General features: G+C 63.2%; 14 protein-coding genes. 5 read left to right on the top strand and 9 right to left on the bottom strand.

Going from position 1 to position 15,733, the window contains the following annotated elements; all coding sequences use genetic code 11:
- Positions 1-3 precede the first annotated feature (3 nt).
- The 4 genes from AB2N08_RS14925 to AB2N08_RS14910 form a co-directional block, all read right to left on the bottom strand.
- Entirely contained in the window at positions 4-432 is a 429-nt protein-coding gene (locus AB2N08_RS14925; RefSeq protein WP_367611448.1) for an HIT family protein, read from the bottom strand.
- Positions 429-4,442 carry a DUF3683 domain-containing protein gene (locus tag AB2N08_RS14920; protein WP_367611447.1) on the bottom strand — a complete coding sequence of 1,338 codons (4,014 nt, stop codon included), beginning with the start codon at positions 4,440-4,442 and terminating at the stop codon, positions 429-431. The genes AB2N08_RS14925 and AB2N08_RS14920 overlap by 4 nt, the downstream gene beginning before the upstream one ends.
- A 241-nt stretch (positions 4,443-4,683) precedes the next feature.
- Positions 4,684-4,992 (bottom strand): DUF1272 domain-containing protein, encoded by a 309-nt coding sequence (locus AB2N08_RS14915; RefSeq protein ID WP_367611446.1) that lies wholly within the window; start codon positions 4,990-4,992, stop codon positions 4,684-4,686.
- 56 nt (positions 4,993-5,048) lie between these two features.
- Entirely contained in the window at positions 5,049-5,552 is a 504-nt protein-coding gene (locus tag AB2N08_RS14910) for a YqaA family protein (protein ID WP_367611445.1), read from the bottom strand.
- A gap of 184 nt (positions 5,553-5,736) precedes the next feature.
- On the opposite strand from AB2N08_RS14910, the gene ilvA reads away from it, so the two are divergent.
- From ilvA to rapZ, 5 genes are all read left to right on the top strand, one after another.
- Complete coding sequence (gene ilvA, locus AB2N08_RS14905; protein WP_367611444.1) at positions 5,737-7,275, top strand: threonine ammonia-lyase, biosynthetic; 1,539 nt, start codon at positions 5,737-5,739, stop codon at positions 7,273-7,275.
- Positions 7,276-7,488: 213 nt separating this feature from the next.
- Positions 7,489-8,316, top strand: a complete 828-nt coding sequence (queF, locus tag AB2N08_RS14900) for an NADPH-dependent 7-cyano-7-deazaguanine reductase QueF (RefSeq protein WP_367611443.1) — start codon at positions 7,489-7,491, stop codon at positions 8,314-8,316.
- 391 nt (positions 8,317-8,707) lie between these two features.
- On the top strand, positions 8,708-9,190 hold the full coding sequence (locus tag AB2N08_RS14895) for a PTS sugar transporter subunit IIA (RefSeq protein WP_367611442.1): 483 nt from the start codon (positions 8,708-8,710) through the stop codon (positions 9,188-9,190).
- A 67-nt stretch (positions 9,191-9,257) separates the two neighbouring features.
- Positions 9,258-10,193 (top strand): HPr(Ser) kinase/phosphatase, encoded by a 936-nt coding sequence (gene hprK, locus AB2N08_RS14890; protein WP_367611441.1) that lies wholly within the window; start codon positions 9,258-9,260, stop codon positions 10,191-10,193.
- Positions 10,194-10,251: 58 nt separating this feature from the next.
- The gene (gene rapZ / locus AB2N08_RS14885; protein WP_367611440.1) at positions 10,252-11,130 is read left to right on the top strand and encodes an RNase adapter RapZ; all 879 of its coding nucleotides are present in this window, start codon (positions 10,252-10,254) and stop codon (positions 11,128-11,130) included.
- 178 nt (positions 11,131-11,308) lie between these two features.
- Here the strand turns inward: rapZ and AB2N08_RS14880 are convergent, their stop codons facing one another.
- From AB2N08_RS14880 to lptA, 5 genes are all read right to left on the bottom strand, one after another.
- The gene (locus AB2N08_RS14880; RefSeq protein ID WP_367611439.1) at positions 11,309-12,385 is read right to left on the bottom strand and encodes an enoyl-CoA hydratase/isomerase family protein; all 1,077 of its coding nucleotides are present in this window, start codon (positions 12,383-12,385) and stop codon (positions 11,309-11,311) included.
- A 99-nt stretch (positions 12,386-12,484) separates the two neighbouring features.
- On the bottom strand, positions 12,485-12,841 hold the full coding sequence (gene hpf, locus AB2N08_RS14875) for a ribosome hibernation-promoting factor, HPF/YfiA family (RefSeq protein ID WP_367611438.1): 357 nt from the start codon (positions 12,839-12,841) through the stop codon (positions 12,485-12,487).
- Positions 12,842-12,916: 75 nt separating this feature from the next.
- On the bottom strand, positions 12,917-14,401 hold the full coding sequence (locus AB2N08_RS14870) for an RNA polymerase factor sigma-54 (protein ID WP_367611437.1): 1,485 nt from the start codon (positions 14,399-14,401) through the stop codon (positions 12,917-12,919).
- A 13-nt stretch (positions 14,402-14,414) separates the two neighbouring features.
- On the bottom strand, positions 14,415-15,170 hold the full coding sequence (gene lptB / locus AB2N08_RS14865) for an LPS export ABC transporter ATP-binding protein (protein WP_367611436.1): 756 nt from the start codon (positions 15,168-15,170) through the stop codon (positions 14,415-14,417).
- Positions 15,167-15,715 (bottom strand): lipopolysaccharide transport periplasmic protein LptA, encoded by a 549-nt coding sequence (gene lptA, locus AB2N08_RS14860; protein WP_367611435.1) that lies wholly within the window; start codon positions 15,713-15,715, stop codon positions 15,167-15,169. The genes lptB and lptA overlap by 4 nt, the downstream gene beginning before the upstream one ends.
- Between the last annotated feature and the right edge of the window lie 18 nt (positions 15,716-15,733).

Here is a 15,733-nt window from a genome sequence, read left to right as displayed (position 1 = left end):
ATATCAGGAAAAACGGCGCGCGATGGCAGCGCCCAATTGGTCGCACAGCGCGCGACGCGCCGCGAGGATAGCAGGTTCCGTCGCACGCACCGCCTGCGCCCACACGGGGGCCGGGAAATGCGCATCGTCGGCGTAGCGCGGGATGATATGCCAATGCAGGTGCGGCACCACGTTGCCCAGACTGGCCACGTTGATTTTCAGCGGCTGCATCACTTCGCGCACGGCCTGCTCCACCCGGAACACGGCCTCGTTGACGAGCAGGCGGTCATCGAGGGACAGGTCGCTCATCTCGCGTACATGGTCGTGCCAGATCACGCGGCAAAAGCCGGGATAGTTCGCGTCGTCGACGACGATGACGCTGAACTTCTCGCCGGCCCAGACGGCGGGCGCCGCGAGGTTGCACAGTTCGCAGCCGGGTTCGCGCAGCGTCATACCAGCACCCGCTCGATGCCGCCGGCGTTGGCGCGCGCGACGTACTCTGGCAGCCAGTTCTCGCCCAGCAGGTGCTTGGCGATTTCGACGACGATGTAGTCGGCCGTGGTGCCCGAGTCGTCGTTGTAGCGGCTCAGGCCCTGCAGGCACGATGGGCAGCTCGTGAGAATCTTGACGTCGCCCTTGAAGCCGTCTTCGCGCAGTTTGTCGGCGCCCTTGACCATCTCGCCTTCCTTGCGCGAGCGGACCTGGGTGGCGATGTCCGGGCGCGAGACGGCGAAGGTGCCGGACTCGCCGCAGCAGCGGTCGTTCTTCTCGATTTTTACATTGTCATGCGTGGCCACCAGCGCATTGACCGTCTTGATCGAATCCTGCAGCTTCATCGGCGTGTGGCACGGCTCGTGGTACATGTAGCGGGTGCCGTTCACGCCTTCGAGCTTGACGCCCTTCTCGAGCAGGTATTCATGGATGTCCATGATGCGGCAGCCCGGGAAGATCTTCTCGAACTGGTACGTCGCCAGCTGGTCGTAGCAGGTGCCGCACGAGACCAGCACCGTCTTGATGTCGAGGTAGTTGAGCGTGTTGGCCATGCGGTGGAACAGCACGCGGTTATCCGTCACCATCTTCTCGGCCTTGTCGAACTGGCCGGCGCCACGCTGCGGATAACCGCAGCACAGGTAACCCGGCGGCAGCACGGTCTGCACGCCCACTTCCCACAGCATCGCCTGCGTGGCCAGGCCCACTTGCGAGAACAGCCGCTCCGAACCGCAGCCCGGGAAGTAGAACACGGCCTCGGTGTCGGCATTGGTCTTCTTCGGATTGCGGATGATCGGGACGATCTTGTCGTCTTCGATGTCGAGCAGCGCGCGCGCCGTTTTCTTCGGCAGGTTCCCCGGCATCTTCTTGTTGATGAAGTGGATGACCTGCTCGCGCACGGGCGCCTTGCCGACCGTCGGCGCGGGCGCGGCCAGCTGCGGCTTGGCGAAGCCCTTGAGCATGCGGTTGCCGAAGCGCTGCGCCTTGAAGCCGAAATCGACCATCACCTTGCGCGTGGCGTTGATGGTGGTCGGATCGGTGGCGTTGAGGAAGAACATCGCCGCGCGGTTGGCCGGCTTGAAGCTGCGCTTGTCCATCTTGCGCAGCAGATTACGCATATTCATCGACACGTCGCCGAAGTCGATGTTCACCGGGCAGGGCGTGACGCATTTGTGGCACACGGTGCAGTGGTCCGACACGTCTTCGAATTCTTCCCAGTGGCGGATCGAGACGCCGCGGCGGGTCTGTTCTTCGTACAGGAATGCTTCGATCAGCGCCGACGTGGCCAGGATCTTGTCGCGCGGCGAATACAGCAGGTTCGCCTGCGGCACGTGGGTCGTGCACACGGGTTTGCATTTACCGCAGCGCAGGCAGTCCTTGATGCTGTGGGCGATCTCGCCGATATCGCTCTGCTGCATGATCAGGGACTCATGCCCCATCAGGCCGAACGACGGCGTGTACGCGTTGCGCAGGTCGGCGTGGGCGCCTTCCAGGTTGAGCAGCTTGCCCTTGTTGAAGCGCCCTTCCGGATCGACGCGGATTTTATAATCGCGAAATTCCTGGATCTCTTCATCTTTCAGGAACTCGAGCTTGGTGATGCCGATACCGTGCTCGCCCGAGATCACGCCGTCGAGCGAGCGCGCCAGCTTCATGATGCGCTCGACAGCCTTGTGCGCGTCTTGCAGCATGTCGTAGTCGTCCGAGTTCACCGGCAGATTGGTGTGCACGTTGCCGTCGCCGGCGTGCATGTGCAGCGCGACGAACACGCGCGAGCGCAGGATGCGCTTGTGGATCGCCGTGCTCTCGTCGAGGATGCAGGTGTAGGCGCTGCCGTTGAAGATCTGGCGCAGCGGCGCGCGAAGTTCTGCTTTCCAGGAGACGCGCACCGTGTGGTCCTGCACCGCGTCGAACAAAAGCGCGGCCGGCTGGATCGCCAGGCGCGCAGCGATCGCGCCCGACAGATGGTCGAGCCCCAGCGACTCGAGCTGCTCGCGCACGTCGGCCAGCGGCTGGTCCAGATTGGCCAGGATGAAGGTCCAGCGCGTGGTCACCAGGTCGACCAGCGCGCGCGCCTGCAGTGGACGGTCGCCCATGATCTCGTCGCGGTCGACGCCTTCGCCGCCGCTGGCGTCGTCGCTCTTGGCCAGCGGCAGATGGTCGCTCGCCAGATAGGTGCGCAGGGCGTCGGCCAGCTGCAGCTTGTTCTTGATCGACAGCTCGACGTTGATGCGCTCGATGCCGTCGGTGTACTCGCCCATGCGCGGCAAGGGGATCACCACGTCTTCGTTGATCTTGAAGGCGTTGGTGTGACGCGCGATCGCCGCCGTGCGGGCGCGGTCGAGCCAGAACTTCTTGCGCGCTTCAGGGCTCACGGCCACGAAGCCTTCGCCCACGCGGGTGTTCGCGATGCGCACCACTTCCGATGCGGCGATCGCCACCGCGTTCTCGTCGTCGCCGACGATGTCGCCGAACAGCGCCATTTTCGGCAGCACGCCGCGCTTGGATTTGGTGGCGTAACCGACTGCGCGCAGATAGCGCTCGTCGAGGTGTTCCAGGCCCGCCAGGCGCAGCGTGGCAAACGCCGGATCGCCGTTCTTCGGCAGGCTATTGAGGTAATTGGTGATCTCGACGATCGACGGAATCGCATCGCGCGCCTGGCCGAAGAATTCGAGGGCCACGGTGCGCGTGAACTTCGGCATCTTGTGCAGGATCCAGCGGCCCGACGTAATCAAGCCATCGGTGCCCTCTTTCTGGATGCCCGGCAGGCCGGAGAGGAATTTGTCGGTGACGTCCTTGCCCAGGCCTTCCTTGCGAAAGCGCTTGCCGTCGATGATCAAGGTCTCGGTACGGAACGGCGCGCCTTTCGGGGCGCCCTTCGTCGACGGATGCGTCCACTCGAGCAAGAATTCGGCCGTCGGCGCATCGTGGATCTTGCCCAGGTTGTGGCCAATGCGCGTGACATCGAGCCAGTCGCCGTTGGGGTCGACCATGCGCCACGACGCCAGGTTGTCGAGCGCGGTGCCCCACAACACGGCCTTCTTGCCGCCCGCGTTCATCGCGATATTGCCACCCACGCAGGACGCGTGCGCCGAGGTCGGGTCGACCGCGAACACGAAGCCGGCCTTCTCGGCCGCCTGCGAAACGCGCTGCGTGACCACGCCCGCATAGGTGTGGATGGTCGCGTAGTCGCGATCCAGGCCCGGCATGGCGGTCATTTCAACCTCGCCGATGCCGATCAGTTTTTCAGTGTTGATCACGGCCGACATGGGCGTGAGTGGAATCGCGCCGCCCGTGTAGCCAGTGCCGCCGCCGCGCGGGATGATGGTCAGCCCCAGTTCGATGCAGCCCTTGACCAGGCCGGCCATCTCGTCTTCGGTGTCTGGCACCAGCACCAGGAACGGGTACTCGACGCGCCAGTCGGTGGCATCGGTCACGTGCGAGATGCGGTGCATGCCGTCGAAGCGGATATTGCGCTTGTCGGTGTACGCGCCCAGCACCTTCAGGGCGCGCTTGCGCAGATCATAGGTGTCGGCGAACTCGCGGCCGAAATCGTCAACGGCGCGGCGCGCGCTGGCCAGCAGTTGCTCGACGGCGCTGCTGCGCGCTGCGGCCACGGCCGGATCGCCGTCATCTTGCGCGTCGACCGTGGTGCGGCGCTTGTCGACTTCGGCCAGGCGGTGGTGCAGCGCTTCGATCAGCTCGGCCCGGCGTTTCGGGTTGTCGAGCATGTCGTCTTGCAGGTACGGGTTGCGGCGCACGACCCAGATGTCGCCCAGCACCTCATACAGCATGCGCGCCGAGCGGCCGGTCTGGCGGGCTCCGCGCAGGCTATCGAGCAACGCCCACGACGACTCACCGAGCAGCCGGATCACGATTTCGCGGTCCGAAAACGAGGTGTAGTTGTACGGAATCTCGCGCAGGCGCGCGGGGGCGTTATCGGCTAGCAGGGTATGGATGTGTGCGGGGGCGTTCATGAATATTCGTCGACTCTCGGACAGGCCCGAAGGACGTTCATTCTATCGTATTGCGTTGCACCACGCTTGGGCGGGCCCGTCCGCCGGATGAGCCCGACGCAACAAAATATTCATCCCGTTTTGAAAATGCAAACATTGTTTGCCTGCAAGCGCTGGGTTGCATCATTTATTAAGATGTGCAGCGTGAATGGCATACGTCATCCGGCCAGGTTTGCACCGTTTTCAGGCATCTAAGACGATCTCAGCGCTGCGCCGGCGGAATCTCTTTGAGGGATGCGGCGAAAGCGGCGTGCTCGGCCGGATCTACCGGGCGATGCTTCGGTGTCGTACCAGCCGGGTCGTTACCAAGGTAGTTGCCATCCTTGCGATCATGCGCCGGCCGAACCGGTCGCGGCGCGAAGCCGCCGCCGCAATTAGGGCACACGTCGAGTAACACGGTATCGACGCAGGCGGCGCAGAAGGTACATTCGTACGAGCAGATGCGCGCCTGTTCGGACGCCGGCGGCAGCCCGACGTTGCAGTGTTCGCAGGTGGGACGCAGTTCAAGCATGGAAACACTCCTCGGTGGCACGGCGGATGGCTGGCAGCGCCAGTCTATCCCGGAATTTAGCCAAAAACCCGCGACAGCAGATCGGCAATTGACTTCCAGAAACTGTCAGGCACATACAGCAGCGCCAGCGTCATGGTCAGGTAGCGGGCAAATTTACCGATCGCCATGTACATCAGGCTCGGCCAGAACGGCAGGTGCAGCCAGCCGGCCAGCGTGCACAGCGGATCGCCCACGCCCGGCAGCCACGACAGCAGCATGGTCTTGGCGCCATAGCGCTTGAGCCAGCCGAACCAGCGGCTCTGGCGCTCTTTGGCGAACGCCACCTTGGCGCGGTAGCCGAGGAAGTAATCGACCGCGCCGCCCAGCGTGTTACCCAAGGTGGCCACCAGGATCGCCGGCCAGAACATGGCCGGATTGGCCTTGATCACCGCGAACACGGCCGGCTCGGAGCCGAGCGGCAGCAGCGTGGCGGAAATAAAACTGATGATGAAGACCGAGGTCAGCCCAACGGTCGGCGCCGCAACGAAGTCAAGCAGCCATTGAACAGCGGTTTCGATCATGCGAGCTTAGGCGAGTGAAATAGACGTCCATTATAATGGTCCGGTACTTTCGTCACGACACGATACGATCAGCCTGCCACCCAGCGCCGCGTATCGTACTGCGCGCCACGGTCACCCACCCTAGCGGAACAGTTCGCGTCGTCCGTCCCGCCAGCCGCATCGGCCTGACTTTTGTGTTTCGACCATGACTACCGACTATCTCAAGAAAATCCTGACCGCCCGCGTCTACGACGTCGCCGAACAAACCCCGCTCGACCTGGCGCCCACGCTGTCGGCGCGCATGGGCAACCGCATCTACTTCAAGCGCGAGGACATGCAGAGCGTGTTCAGCTTTAAATTGCGCGGCGCTTACAACAAGATGGCCAACCTGACGCCCGAGCAGCGCGCCCGCGGCGTGATTTGCGCCTCGGCCGGCAACCACGCCCAGGGCGTGGCGCTGTCGGCCTGCCGCCTCGGTTGCCGCGCGCTAATCGTGATGCCCACCACCACGCCGGGCGTGAAAATCGACGCGGTGAAAGCGCGCGGCGGCGCCAGCGTCGAGATCGTGCTGCACGGCGATTCGTACACCGACGCCTACAACCACGCCCTGCTGCTGGAAAAAGAACAGCGCATGACCTTCGTGCACCCGTTCGACGATCCGGACGTGATCGCCGGCCAGGGCACGATCGGCATGGAAATCCTGCGTCAGCATTCCGGTCCGATCCACGCGATTTTTGTCGCCATCGGCGGCGGCGGCCTGATCGCGGGCATCGGCGCCTACGTCAAGCAGATTCGCCCGGACATCAAGATCATCGGCGTGCAGACGCTCGATTCGGACGCGATGGCGCGCAGCCTGAAGGCCGGCCACCGCGTGACGCTCAACGACGTCGGCCTGTTCTCGGACGGCACCGCCGTGCGCCTGGTGGGCGAAGAAACCTTCCGCGTCGCGCAACTGGTGGTCGACGAGATCATCCTGGTCGATACCGACGCCATCTGCGCCGCGATCCAGGACGTGTTCCAGGACACGCGCAGTATTCTCGAGCCGGCTGGCGCACTGGCCGTGGCCGGCGCCAAAGCGTATATCGAGCGCTCGCAAATGGACCGCGAGCCGGTCAAGGGCGAGACGCTGGTGGCCGTTGCCTGTGGCGCCAACATGAACTTCGACCGCCTGCGGTTTGTCGCCGAGCGCGCCGAACTGGGCGAATCGCGCGAAGCCGTGTTCGCCGTGACCGTGCCCGAACAGCGCGGCAGCTTCCGCCGGTTCTGCGGCCTGGTCGGCCCGCGCAATGTCACTGAATTCAATTACCGCATCAGCGATGCCAGCGAAGCGCATGTGTTCGTCGGCGTGCAGGTGGGTAGCCGCAGCGAATCCGGCCTGCTCGCGCGTACGTTCGAAGAGCACGGCTACAAGACGCTCGACCTGACCGGCGACGAGCTGGCCAAGCTGCATATCCGCCATCTGGTCGGCGGCAAAAGTTCGCTCGCCCATGATGAATTGCTGTATCGTTTCGAGTTCCCCGAACGGCCGGGCGCGCTGATGCGCTTCCTGGACAGCATGGCGCCGAACTGGAATATCTCGCTGTTTCACTACCGCAATCAAGGTGGCGACGTGGGCCGCATCCTGGTGGGGCTGCAAGTGCCGCCGACCGAGATGGGTGAGTTCAGGCAGTTTCTGGCGTCGCTCGGTTACCGTTACTGGGACGAAAGCAGCAACCCCGTCTATAAATTGTTTTTGGGGGCGTAGGCCCTATATATTGCATTGAAGCTAGCGTCAATCTTCCGCTAACGCCAAGACCGTCGTTCCCGCGAAGGCGGGAACCCAAGTGTGCCGGCACCCAGGCTACGCTTGATGAAAGTGGCGGCATTACGAACTTAGGTTCCCGCCTTCGCGGGAACGACGTTCAAACGCTGCGTGTGCTCCATACGCTATCGGCGTGGACGCTTTTACCCTTTTCATATGAATACCCCTGACCAATCGCCCCTCGGCAAATCCTCCGCCTACCAAAGCCAGTACGCACCCGAACTGCTGTTCCCGATCGCGCGCCAGCAAAAGCGCGATGAACTCGGCCTGTCCGGCACGCTGCCTTTCTTTGGCGTCGATATCTGGAACGCCTACGAACTGTCGTGGCTGAACATGCGCGGCAAGCCACAGGTGGCGATTGCGACGATTACGGCCCCGGCCGATTCGCCGAACATCGTCGAATCGAAATCGTTCAAGCTGTACCTGAACTCGTTCAACCAGACCCGTCTGGCCGGGCCGGACGCCCTGCTCGCCCTGCTGCGCGACGATCTGTCGGATGGCTTCGGTGCGCCGGTCCATGTCACGCTGACCAGCCCGGAAGCGTTCGGCGGCATCAGGATGGGCGAGCTCGACGGTGTGCTGCTGGACCGCCTCGACGTCGAGATCGACGACTATTCGCCGGCCCCGCAACTGCTCAGCGCGAACCACGAGAACGGGCAAGTCGAAGAAACCCTGGTGTCGCACCTGCTCAAGTCGAACTGCCTGGTCACCGGCCAGCCCGACTGGGGTACGGTGCAGATTCGCTATGTCGGCCCGCAAATCGACCAGGAAGGTTTACTGAAATACCTGATCGGTTTCCGCGAGCACAATGAGTTTCATGAGCAGTGTGTCGAGCGTATCTTCATGGACGTGCTGCGCCAGTGCCAGCCAACCAAACTGGCCGTGTATGCCCGTTACACCCGGCGCGGCGGCCTCGACATCAACCCATGGCGCGCCAACTTCTCCACCGGCAAACCACCGAATCTGCGTGGCGCGCGCCAGTAAATATCTCGTTTCTGTCAGGATACGCTTCGCACGGCTGTACGATTTTGGCGACAGCTGCGCGCCGGGACTGGCATTCTTTCACCGCCTGCCGCGCTGCTGGATCTGCTCATTTTTTCAGCATATCGTGTGCAAAAATCGGCCAATCTCAGCGCCAGCATGCATTTGCCTGCCTCGCTTTGCGATTTGTTAAAGAAATTGCGTGACCGTGTTGATGGAAATCAACACCATTATGGTCCCGTTTCGACGGGTATCGTGCGACTGTCCCGCCAACTGGCGCCGCTGTCGCGATTTCGAGTGTCCCGGGCATAAAACAGGCCTATAATCCGTGCTCGCAAGCACTCTACTTGTGCCACGTACCAGTGCCGCGCACTCGTGCCACGCACCCCAAGTTATGACCAATTTAAGCAAAATCCTCTCGCTCGAAAACGTCCAGCTCGACATCGAAGTGTCCAGCAAAAAGCGCGCCTTCGAGCAAGCCGGCCTGATCTTCGAGAACAATTGCGGTATTGCCCGTTCGATTGTGTCCGACAACCTGTTTGCGCGCGAGCGTCTCGGCTCCACCGGCCTCGGCCATGGCGTGGCCGTCCCGCATGGCCGCATCAAGGGCAGCAAAAGCCTGAAGGCGCCGATGGCCGCTTTCGTGCGCCTGAAAGAGCCGATTCCGTTCGAATCGCCCGATGGCCAGCCGGTCAACCTGCTGTTTTTCCTGCTGATCCCTGACCACGTCACGCAGCAGCATCTCGAGATCCTGTCGGAAATCGCCGAACTGTTCTCGGACGAAGCGATCCGCACCGCCCTGGCCACCGATGCCGATCCGAAAGCGGTCCACGAGCGCATTATCAACTGGCAACCCAGCCTGCAAGCTCTGGGTTAAACTCCACGTCACTGCTACCGCGCGGCAATGACGTCGCGCGCCTTTTTTTGCGACGACGACGATGCCCATGCTGCAGTCCCCGCTGACCATTCAACGGCTGTACGACGATAACCGCGACAGCCTGCAACTCGGCTGGTTCGCGGGCTTTCCCGGCGGCGAACGCCAGATCGCCGGCGACGCCGCGTCGGCCGCCGACCAGGTCGGTCACCTGAACCTGATCCACCCGGGCCGCATCCAGGTCTTCGGGCACCAGGAACTCAATTACTACCACCGCCTCAAGGCCAATTCGCGCACCCACGTGATTGGTGAACTGATCGGCGGCGGCCCGCCGGCGCTGATCATCGCGCAAGGCCTCGAGACCCCGCCCGACATTCTCGCCATCTGCGACGAGCAGAACATCCCGCTGTTTTCCACGCCGCTGCCGGCAGCGCAGGTGATCGACTTCCTGCGCGTATACCTGTCCAAGAAGCTGGCCCAGCGCGTGATCATGCATGGCGTGTTCATGGATGTGCTGGGCGTGGGCGTGTTGATCACCGGCGACTCGGGCCTGGGCAAGAGTGAACTGGGCCTGGAGCTGATTTCGCGCTCGCATGGCCTGGTGGCCGACGATGCGGTGGAATTTTCGCGCATCGCGCCGAACATGATCGAGGGCCGCTGCCCGCCGCTGCTGCAAAACCTGCTGGAAGTGCGCGGCCTGGGCCTGCTGGACATCAAGGCGATCTTTGGCGAGACGGCGGTGCGCCGCAAGATGCGTCTCAAGCTCATCGTGCACCTGGTCAAGCGTGGCGCGCTCGATGAAGAAGTCGAGCGCCTGCCGTTCCACTTCCCGACCGAAGACGTGCTGGGCCTGCCGATCCGCAAGGTCGTCATCCCCGTGGCGGCCGGCCGCAACATCGCCGTGCTGCTCGAGGCGGCGGTGCGCAACACGATCCTGCAACTGCGCGGCATCGACACGCTGCAGGAATTCATGGAACGCCAGCGCCAGGCCATGAGCGCCGACTGACCCATCGCGAGCGGCCCGCAGGTGTACGGCGGGCCGGCGCTTGCGGTATCATCGACCCATGCACATCGTCCTCATCACCGGAATCTCTGGCTCGGGCAAATCCGTGGCCCTGAATGTCCTGGAAGACGCGGGTTACTACTGCGTCGACAATCTGCCGCCGGCCCTGCTGACGGCCCTCGTCAATACCGTCAGCGAAAGCGGCATCGGCAAGGTCGCCGTTGCGGTCGACGCCCGCAGTGCCGAGTCGCTGGCCGAACTGCCGGTGAGCGTGCTGCGCCTGCGCGAAGATGGCCATTCGGTCAAGGTCATGTTCCTGACCTCGAGCACCCATTCGCTGGTGGCGCGCTTTTCCGAAACACGCCGCAGCCACCCGCTGTCGCACGAACTGCGCCCCGGCGAAAACCCGGCCTCGCGCCGCACCCTGATCGAATGCATCGCCGAAGAACGCGAGCGCCTGTCGTCGATCGAGAACCTGGGCCACGTGATCGACACGTCCGAGCTCTCGTCGAACAAGCTGCGCGGCTGGATCAAAGAGCTTGCCGAGATCGACCACGCGCCGCTGACGCTGTTCTTCGAGTCGTTCGCCTTCAAGGTCGGCGTGCCGCTCGACGCCGACTTCGTGTTCGACGTGCGCGCGGTCCCCAATCCGTATTACGACCTGGCGCTGCGCCCGCTCACGGGCAAGGATGCGCCGGTGATCGCGTTCCTCGATGCGCAACCGAGCGCGGTCGAGATGCTGTCCGATATCCAGAACTTTGTCGCCAAGTGGCTGCCGTCGTTCAAGACCGACAACCGCAGCTATCTGACGGTGGCGGTTGGCTGCACCGGCGGGCAGCATCGTTCGGTGTACATGGCCGAGCACCTGGGCGCGCACTTTGGCGCCACCGAGCGGGTGATTGTCAGGCATCGCGAGCAGCCGAAGAACCCGACGTCTTGATCCGATCGATCAACAGGTAGTACCGCCAGTAGCAGCACGTCGTTCCCGCGGAGGCGGGAATCCAAGTCTTTTGCATCGTGACTGCGTCAAACCTATCGGTCTGCGAGCACCTTGGATTCCCGCCTCTGCGGGAATGACGTTTTACCTTACGTGAATAGAATGCCGCACGCGTGCAGCGCTATACAAGATCCCTGAGCGGATGCGCATGCGCCGGCCACACCGGTTCAAAAAAGCGCGCCACCATCTGGTCAGTCACCAGGCCGAGCGACGCTGGATTCCACTGCGGCGCATTGTCCTTGTCGATCACCAGCGCGCGCACGCCCTCCAGCACCTCACCATGCTCGAAGTTGCGGCGTACGAGCGAGCGCTCCATGCGCAGGCAGTCGGCGACATCGAGCGCCGCGCCGCGCAGCAGCAGTTCGCGCGTCACGCACATCATCAGCGGCGAGCGCTGACGCATCGCGCTCAATGCCTTCTGCGCGAACGGCGATGCGTCGCCCTCGAGCGAGGCCAGAATCGCTGCCACCGAGTCCGCGCCGAAGTGCGCATCGATGCGCGCGCGGTTGGCCTGCAGTTCGCTCTCGCCCACGGGCGCCGCCGCGAACGCACGAATCGCCGCAGGCAGCTGTGCACCAGGCGTCGTTTCAATCAGTGCGTTCAAGGCCGGCAGGTCGGTACTCGCGACAAACACGTCGGCCAGGCCCACGTACAGCGCATCGGCCGCGCCGATCGTCAGGCCGGTCAAGCCGAGGTACATCCCCAACCGCCCCGGCGCATGCGACAGGAAATGGCTGCCGCCGACATCCGGGAACAGGCCGATATTCACCTCGGGCATGGCCATCCTCGTGCGCTCGGTCACGATGCGCAGGCCGCATTCGGGCCCACTCTGCGCGATACCCATCCCGCCGCCCATCACCACGCCATCCATCAGCGCGATGTACGGCTTTGGATAAAAATGGATCAGGTGATTGAGCGCGTATTCTTCGGTAAAAAAATCTTCGAGCAGCGCGCTGCCGCCTTGCGGCGTGGCGTTGCCAACCTCGTGAAAGAAGCGGATATCGCCGCCCGCGCACAGTGCTTTCTCACTGCTGCTGGTGATGAGCACAGCATCGACGCCGGCGTCAAGACGCCACTCGAGCAGGATCGCAGTCAACGCGCGCACCATCGCGAGCGACAGTGAATTGAGCGCCTTCGGGCGGTCGAGCGTGATGATGCCGGTGCGGTTGGCAATGCGAGTCAGGACGTGGTCAGGCATGGCGAAAATCCGTCGTGGAGAGACAGGTATTCTATCCGGAGCCAGACGCAAAAAGGGCGTCCCCGAAAGACGCCCTTAGCGATGGTGCCCTGCGCCGGGTCAGGCCGCAGCAGCGTCTTGTTCGCCAATGTCCAGGCGTTTGATCGATGCGCGCGTATGGTCTTGCAGCATCTGCTTGTGCTTCAGGATCTGTCGATCCAGTTTATCCATCAACATGTCGATCGCGGCATACAGGTCTTGCGCGACGCTCGCCACGTGCAGGGTCTTGCCCGACACCTGGACGTTGATTTCAGCTTTCTGCCTTTTTTCTTTTTCAGTGAGGTTATCGACGGCCAGGAAGACGTGGGTATCTATGACTTGATCGAAATGGCGAATAATGCGCTCGAGCTTATTCTGAACGTATTCACGGATGGCGGGGGTTACTTCGAGATGGTGGCCACTGATGGTGAGGTTCATACACACTCCTTTAAAGATGTCGCACTGCTGAAGGCCACACAGGCGCTGAAGGCACAGACTGTGTGAGCGGCGCTGTTACAAGGCTTTGCGGAGACTGACGGGAGGGATCTTGAGCGCTTCGCGGTATTTTGCGACCGTGCGGCGGGCAATGACCATGCCTTGTTCCCCGAGCATCTCCGCGATCTTGCTGTCGGATAATGGGTTCTTAGGGTCTTCTGCTCCTGTCAATTGTGCGATGAGCGCACGTATTGCCGTTGAGGATGCTTCTCCTCCCGCTTCGGTTGCAACATGGCTACCGAAGAAATACTTCAACTCGAACATGCCGTGCGGGGTCAGCATGTATTTCTGGGTTGTCACACGCGAGATCGTGCTCTCGTGCAGGCCTAGTGTATCAGCTATCTCGCGCAAAACAAGGGGCCGCATGGCAACCGCGCCATGGCTGAAAAAGTTGCGCTGGCGCTCGACAATGGCCTCGGCCACGCGCAGGATCGTGTCAAAACGCTGGCGCATATTCTTGATGAGCCACTTCGCTTCTTGCATCTGCGCGCCCATCTGGCTCTCGCTGCGGCCCGTCTTGAGCATATTGGCGTACAGGCTATTTACGCGCAGGCGCGGCATGACGTCCGGGTTCAGCGTGACAGCCCAGCCGTTCTTGGCGCGCCGCACGATCACGTCCGGCACCACATAATCTGACACATTCGAAGCGAACGCGGCGCCCGGATGCGGATTGCACTGGCGGACCACGGCCTGCACTTCGCGCAGGTCTTCGTCGTCGCAGTCGAGCGCTTTTTTCAGCTTGCTGTATTCGCGCTGCGCGAACCAGGTCAGGTAGCCTTCGACAACCGTCAAGGCCATGCGCCGCGTGACCATCGGCACGCCCGGCATGCGCCGGATCTGCAGCGCCAGGCATTCGGCCGCACTGCGCGCGCCCACGCCCACCGGGTCCATGCTCTGCACCATCGCCAGCGCGCAGCGCAGTTCATCGAGGTCGACCTCGAGTTCTTCGGGCAGCCGCGCGTGGATCTCGTCGAGCGGCTCGTCCAGGTAACCGTTGTCGTCGAGCGCATCGATCACCAGTTCGGCCAGCGCGCGATCGCGTACCGAGAGCAGCGTTTCACGCACCTGCTCCATCAGGTGTTCGCGCAGCGTGGTGGCGCAGGCTTCGAGCTGCGGACGGCCGTCTTCGTCGTCGCTGCTGCCACTGCCGGACGAGGCGCCGCCGCCTTCGTTCCAGTCGGCTTCAGGCCGGTCGCCATCGGCAGCGCCGCTGTCACCGCCCTCGCCTTCGGCCGGCGCAGCGCCCTCGCCCTCGGCCTGCTGGCCCGGCGCCGGTGGCGCCTCGCCATTGGCCGGCGCATTGTTGATGGCGCCATCGGCCAGCAAGCGCACCGAGCGGTCGAGCGGATCGTCGAGCCGTTCGAGCAGCGGGTTATCGCCCAGTATCTGCTCGATCTCCTGGTGCAGTTCGAGCGTCGACAGCTGGAGCAACCGGATCGATTGCTGCAGTTGCGGCGTGAGCGCCAGGTGCTGCGAGGTGCGAAGCTGAAGCGACTGTTTCATTGCTTACCCTGGCTCACATGCGGAAGTGTTCACCAAGGTACACGCGGCGCACCGACTCGTCGGCGATGATATCGTCGGGACGGCCGGATGCGAGCACCGCCCCCTGGTTGATGATGTAGGCGCGGTCGCAAATGCCGAGCGTCTCGCGCACATTGTGATCGGTGATCAGCACGCCGATCTTGCGCTCCTTGAGGAAGCGAACGATGCGCTGGATCTCGATCACGGCGATCGGATCGACGCCGGCGAACGGTTCGTCGAGCAGCACGAAGCGCGGATTGGTCGCCAGTGCGCGCGCGATCTCCACGCGGCGGCGCTCGCCGCCCGACAGCGACAGCGCCGGGTTCTCGCGCAGCTTCTCGATCTGCAGGTCGGCCAGCAGGGTATCCAGACGATCGCTGATCTGCGCTTTGGTCAGCGGCTTGCCGTCGACCTTCTGCAGCTCGAGCACGGCGCGGATGTTTTCTTCCACCGTCAGCTTGCGAAACACCGACGCCTCTTGCGGCAGGTACGACAGGCCGAGCACCGCGCGGCGATGGATCGGCAGGCTGGTGATGTCGGTGCCGTTGATGCTGATCGAGCCGGCGTCCGACGGCACCAGGCCGACGATCATGTAGAACGAGGTGGTCTTGCCGGCGCCGTTCGGGCCCAGCAAACCGACCACTTCACCGCATTCGACCTCCAGCGCCACGTCGCGCACGACCAGGCGCTTGCCATAGCTTTTTTGCAGGCCCTTGACGACGAGTGTGCTGCGATCGCTCACGTCCTTCATTGCGTGCCTCCGGCCGGAGGGCGCTTGGGCGACAGGATCAGCGTGCCGCGACCGCCGCCAACCTTGCTCTGGCCACTGACGTCGTTGCGCACCGCGACCACTTCCTTGCGGTTATCGTACGAGATGAACGGGCCCGTCATCTGGTTGGTCATGCGGTCGTTTTCGAGTTCGGTGACGACGGCGTTCGAGAACAGGCGCACGAGCTCAGTGCGCTCGTCGTACTCGATGCGCTCGGCCTGGCCCTCGACCCACAGATTGGGGCCGCCGTCGCGCTTCTGGCGAAACGTGGCCTGCTTGCCGTTGGCGGCGGTGAGCGTCACGCTCATATAGCCTTCGGGCGTGTCCTTGACCACGGCGCGCTCGGCCTTGACCAGCAGCGTGCCGCGGGTCAGGATCACGTTGCCGGTAAAGGTGCGCACGCCGGCCACGCCATCGAGGTCGGCGTTATCGTACTCGAGACCCGCCGGTTTGAGCGAATCGGCCTTCTCGGCCGCTGCGGTCAAGGACAGGAGGGAAAAGAAAGCGGCAGCAAAGAGTTTTTTCATTGTGGTGCTGGTCCTGGG

It is taken from the genome of Massilia aurea, assembly GCF_040790145.1.
Taxonomy (GTDB): domain Bacteria; phylum Pseudomonadota; class Gammaproteobacteria; order Burkholderiales; family Burkholderiaceae_D; genus Telluria; species Telluria aurea_C.
The sequence above is the reverse complement of the archived record's forward strand: the minus strand, read 5'-3'. Positions and strand labels throughout refer to the sequence as shown.

Excerpts from the sequence above, each read along its gene's own strand:
- AB2N08_RS14925 (WP_367611448.1), bottom strand. The coding sequence starts at position 432 with ATGACGCTGCGCGAACCCGGCTGCGAACTGTGCAACCTCGCGGCGCCC.
- AB2N08_RS14920 (WP_367611447.1), bottom strand. The coding sequence starts at position 4,442 with ATGAACGCCCCCGCACACATCCATACCCTGCTAGCCGATAACGCCCCC.
- AB2N08_RS14915 (WP_367611446.1), bottom strand. The coding sequence starts at position 4,992 with ATGCTTGAACTGCGTCCCACCTGCGAACACTGCAACGTCGGGCTGCCG.
- AB2N08_RS14910 (WP_367611445.1), bottom strand. The coding sequence starts at position 5,552 with ATGATCGAAACCGCTGTTCAATGGCTGCTTGACTTCGTTGCGGCGCCG.
- ilvA (WP_367611444.1), top strand. The coding sequence starts at position 5,737 with ATGACTACCGACTATCTCAAGAAAATCCTGACCGCCCGCGTCTACGAC.
- queF (WP_367611443.1), top strand. The coding sequence starts at position 7,489 with ATGAATACCCCTGACCAATCGCCCCTCGGCAAATCCTCCGCCTACCAA.
- AB2N08_RS14895 (WP_367611442.1), top strand. The coding sequence starts at position 8,708 with ATGACCAATTTAAGCAAAATCCTCTCGCTCGAAAACGTCCAGCTCGAC.
- hprK (WP_367611441.1), top strand. The coding sequence starts at position 9,258 with ATGCTGCAGTCCCCGCTGACCATTCAACGGCTGTACGACGATAACCGC.
- rapZ (WP_367611440.1), top strand. The coding sequence starts at position 10,252 with ATGCACATCGTCCTCATCACCGGAATCTCTGGCTCGGGCAAATCCGTG.
- AB2N08_RS14880 (WP_367611439.1), bottom strand. The coding sequence starts at position 12,385 with ATGCCTGACCACGTCCTGACTCGCATTGCCAACCGCACCGGCATCATC.
- hpf (WP_367611438.1), bottom strand. The coding sequence starts at position 12,841 with ATGAACCTCACCATCAGTGGCCACCATCTCGAAGTAACCCCCGCCATC.
- AB2N08_RS14870 (WP_367611437.1), bottom strand. The coding sequence starts at position 14,401 with ATGAAACAGTCGCTTCAGCTTCGCACCTCGCAGCACCTGGCGCTCACG.
- lptB (WP_367611436.1), bottom strand. The coding sequence starts at position 15,170 with ATGAAGGACGTGAGCGATCGCAGCACACTCGTCGTCAAGGGCCTGCAA.
- lptA (WP_367611435.1), bottom strand. The coding sequence starts at position 15,715 with ATGAAAAAACTCTTTGCTGCCGCTTTCTTTTCCCTCCTGTCCTTGACC.